The sequence below is a fragment of the Staphylococcus sp. EG-SA-2 genome, from assembly GCF_017152085.1.
In genome coordinates this window covers 1-4,140 of sequence record NZ_JACYHC010000498.1, presented here as the reverse complement: position 1 = coordinate 4,140, position 4,140 = coordinate 1, and the positions used below count along the sequence as shown (strand labels likewise).

Sequence of the window (4,140 nt, the reverse complement as noted above, 5' to 3'; positions counted from 1 at the left end):
GGAAATGTAAGTGTGCTCCTCTAACGAAATTACCTGTAGCACCTGATTTCCCTATCAGTTGACCAGCTTTAATACGTTGGCCTTGTCTTGCTAATTGCTTAGATAAATGCATATACCAGTTCCATTCATTAGCACCAGTCTTAATTTGTATAGAATTACCGCCACCGTAATCAGTCCATACCTTATCTGCTATACCACCTTTAACGGCATAAACGTTTGTTCCAGAAGGCATACCAAAGTCTATACCATAGTGACGACCGCCATTAAAGTTAAGTCCACCTGTGTAGCGTCCAAATCTTTGCCAGATTGGATATTCAAATAGATAGCTTCCATCGCCTCCACCACCGAAATCTTCAAACCACGATTTTACTTTGTCTACTAATTTCTTTTTGAGCAATGAGTATGCGCCTTTAGCTATTTTTACTGTAGCGTTAGCTCCGCCTCCAAAATTAATATTTAAACCTGACATTACTTTATTTACTAGTTTCCCTGGATGTTGTACGTAATCCCACACATCGCCGATTTTATCGCCTAACCAAGATGCACCATCTTTGATTTTATCGCCTGCTGCTTCAACCATTTCTTCTGCACCTTTTTTGATATTATGCGCTGTGTTTTTAGCTGTAGCTCCAAATTCTCCTGCTTTTTTACCTATATTACCTTTAAGTTGGTCTAGCCAATCTTTCTTTTTCGTACCTCCATGAAACTTTGGTAAAACACCCATACGCTGTAACTTCAGAGTGTCATTAGCATTTATTACGCTATCCCCAACTCCTAGTGGAACAACCACATCTCGTCCTTGGGGTGCATGGAATGTTCCGTCAGCCCTGTGAATTACTTCTTGAACTCCACCACCTGGGGCGTTTCCAGAACCTCTATCATTTAATACAGCAAATGTCGGTTGCGTTAATGCTCCCGAATTATCGGTAGCTACACCCTTTCCTGCTAAAGTACCAGTAGACAATGTAGGTATTGGCTTGATGAGATTTTTATCAGTAATGGCTTTAGATATTTTATTAATACCGCCAATCATGCTATTCAAACCGCCAATAGCTTTATTAGCAACATTTTTACCTAAATCAGCCGCAGCTCTTCCCATGTCTTTACCAATATCTCTAATCCAATCATATGTTTTGGATAGCCATTTTCTAAAACCATTAAATACTGATTTAGCGTTAGACCATGCCGAACTTGAAATTGCATCAAAACGATCGTGGGCTCTTGAATACATATCCCCAGTCCAATCTTTTAAAGATTTGTATGAGTTACTAAACCATTTCGATGTTCCTTTCCAAACGGATTTTGCATTCGACCAAGCTGTACTAGAAATATTATCCCATTTCGCGCGAGATTTATTAGCCATATCCGTTAGCCAGCCCTTTGCACTTTTATATGCATTGCTAAACCATTTTGATGTGCCTCTCCAAATAGATTTTGAATGCGCCCAAGCTTTATCTGAAGCATCTGAATACTTTTGCTTAGTTTGATTGTAAATACTTCCTGTTGTCGATTTAACAGATTGCCAAGCTTTTCCAAACCATTTACCAGTACTATTAGCTATAGCCTTAGTGTGGTATCCTACAGAACTTTTGGCTGAGCTCCAACCTGAACTTAATTTGCTTGGAATCCCTTTGATTCCGCTCCACATTTTTTTCATTTCGCCGCCAAAATGATTAGCATTTCTGCCCATTTTACTAAAGGCTTCGCCAGTTTTACTTTTTACGCCGTCCCAAGCATTTCCAAACCATTTCTTTATATTTTCTCTGTTTCTGCGAGCTGTTTCTTCTTGTTCTTTAGCGTATTTATCGCTTTTTTTCTTTTGGTCTTCTCTAAAGTTAGACCACCAACTTTTAAGGCCATTCCACCACTTTTCAGTATTTTTATATACACGTCCACTGGATAAATCCATTTCTTTATCAATATCTTTATTTTGCTTTTTAACAACATCTACTACAGCATCTTTTTTAGATTTTGCTTTTCTTACTTCATCTTTATGTCTTTGATCAGCAATAGCTAACAATTTATCTTTTTCAGACTTAGAAAGGTTGACGTTATTTTTTATAGCAATGACATCATCTTCATATTGCTTGTCCACTTCTTTTTTTCTTGCTTTTCTTGCTTTTTCTGCTTCTTTAATTGCTTTGCTCGCTTCGTCTATTGAATAAGCATTTCTGTTTCTTTGCATTCTTACTAAAATACGCTCTTGCTCTTTTTCAGTCTTACTCAATTCTTTAACAGTGATATCACGTCTTTGATTTTCAAGCTTTTCAATTTCTTTTCTTTCATTTTCTGAAATCTGACCATCACTCAAAGCTTTTTCTTTCAATTCTTTGATTTTCTGATTGAGTTCTTGCTCTTTTTTAATTCGCAAGTCATTTTTTTCTTTAGTTCGAGTTAAAATGTTTTGCTTTTCTTGTTCATCGAATGCACTATACTTATCAATAAGTTCTTGAGTTTTTTCGAGTTCCTTTTTATTTCTTTTTTCTATTTCAGCTATAAGGTTATTAGATAAATCCGTTTCAATTTTCAAAAGTTTTTTTGCTTTGTCTTCTGATATCTGACCCGAGTTTAAACGTACTTTTTCCATGATTCTGCTATTTTCTTCAGAATAATGCACATATTTTTCTAAAGCTTTTTCTGTTTCTTTTGAAACACCTTTCCCTAACACTTTTACAGTATCAGACGCTTTTTTAGAAGCTGTGCCCATGGTTTGCATAAATCCTTTAAACTTGTTGACTCCTACTTTGAGAAGGTCATCGTCGCTTAATGATTTATAACCATCTTTCATATCTTTTGAAAACTTTTCTTTGAAGCTTTTGCCGATACTTCCAAGATAGTTTTTAAACTCTCCTAGCTTTCTAACAGCGCCGCCAATAATTTTACCACCAAAAAACTTTATAGTTTCTCCTAAACCGTTAATACCGTTTCTGAACCATTCCACACGATCATATGCGGTTTTAAAAACTTTATACGCAATTGTAATAGCAGTTATTGTAGCACCTATAGGTCCTGTTAAAAACCTTAAGGCTACACCCGCAAATCTTGCGCCTCCACTTACTGCAAATAAAGATTTTGCAGCTAATCCTAAACCGTTTTTCAAAAGTTTGAACGGTAAAATTGCTAGCTTTGCAGAATTTTTCAAAACATTTATAGGTTTTAAATTAAACATCATAGCTCCGGCTAACCCTTTAAAGCCTTTTGACGTTTTTCCTGTTGTAGAACCAAGAAATAATGTTTGAAGACCTAAAGATTTCATTGCTTTTGAATTAGTATTTGAAAGGATTGTATTTTCAGCAATACGTCTATTTAATGACGCATATCCTTTAGCAGCACTTCCAACTGTACGTATTAATAACCCTCCAGCAAGAACTGCAGGTCCAATTGCTGCACCAAAAAGTGCTAATCCTACTGAAGCTTTTCTAACCCAACCAGGGAGATGTGTAAATCCATCAACTAATTTTGTTAAACCTTCCGCTCCTGCTCTAATCATAGGCGTTAAATCTTTACCGACTTCGATTGCTAATGATTCAAAAGCGCCACCTAATTGTTCCAGAGCGCCTTTGAGATTATCTTTCATCAAATCTGCTGCTTTTTTACTTTCGCCATTGGAATTCTTTAAGGATTTACTATAGCTATTAATTTTATCTGGTCCCGCTTCAATCAAGGCTAAAAATCCACTTGCTGCTTCAGTACCAACTATTGTAGCCACTGTAGCTAGTTTTTGTTCTCTCGTCATGCCTTTCATATTATCTTGGAACTGTCTAATCAATTCACCCATGCCAACAAATTGACCTTTAGCATCAGACAAATGAATACCTAATTTTTTCATTTCCTTAGCTGTATTTTTACTTGGATTAGCTAGCCTGATAAATGAAGCTCTTAGGGCAGTACCTGCTTGAGAACCCTCTAAACCTGAGTTAGATAAAACTTCAATTGCTGCGGAAGTGTCCTCTATTGAAACTCCTAATGCTTTTGCAGGAGTACCAGCATACTTCAATGCATCTCCCATGTACTGAATATCTGCAGCACTATCATTTGCTGATCTCGCAAGTAAATCAGCAACATGATTTGCATCAGATGCTTTTAAACCGAAAGAGTTAATCGCTGAAGCCATTACAGTTGCAGTTGTAGCCATTTCTG

1 protein-coding gene is annotated in these 4,140 nt (G+C 36.6%); it reads right to left on the bottom strand.

Annotated elements, in window-relative coordinates:
• A partial coding sequence (locus tag IDG60_RS27410; protein WP_206160596.1) for a phage tail tape measure protein occupies positions 1-4,140 on the bottom strand: 4,140 nt, incomplete at both ends.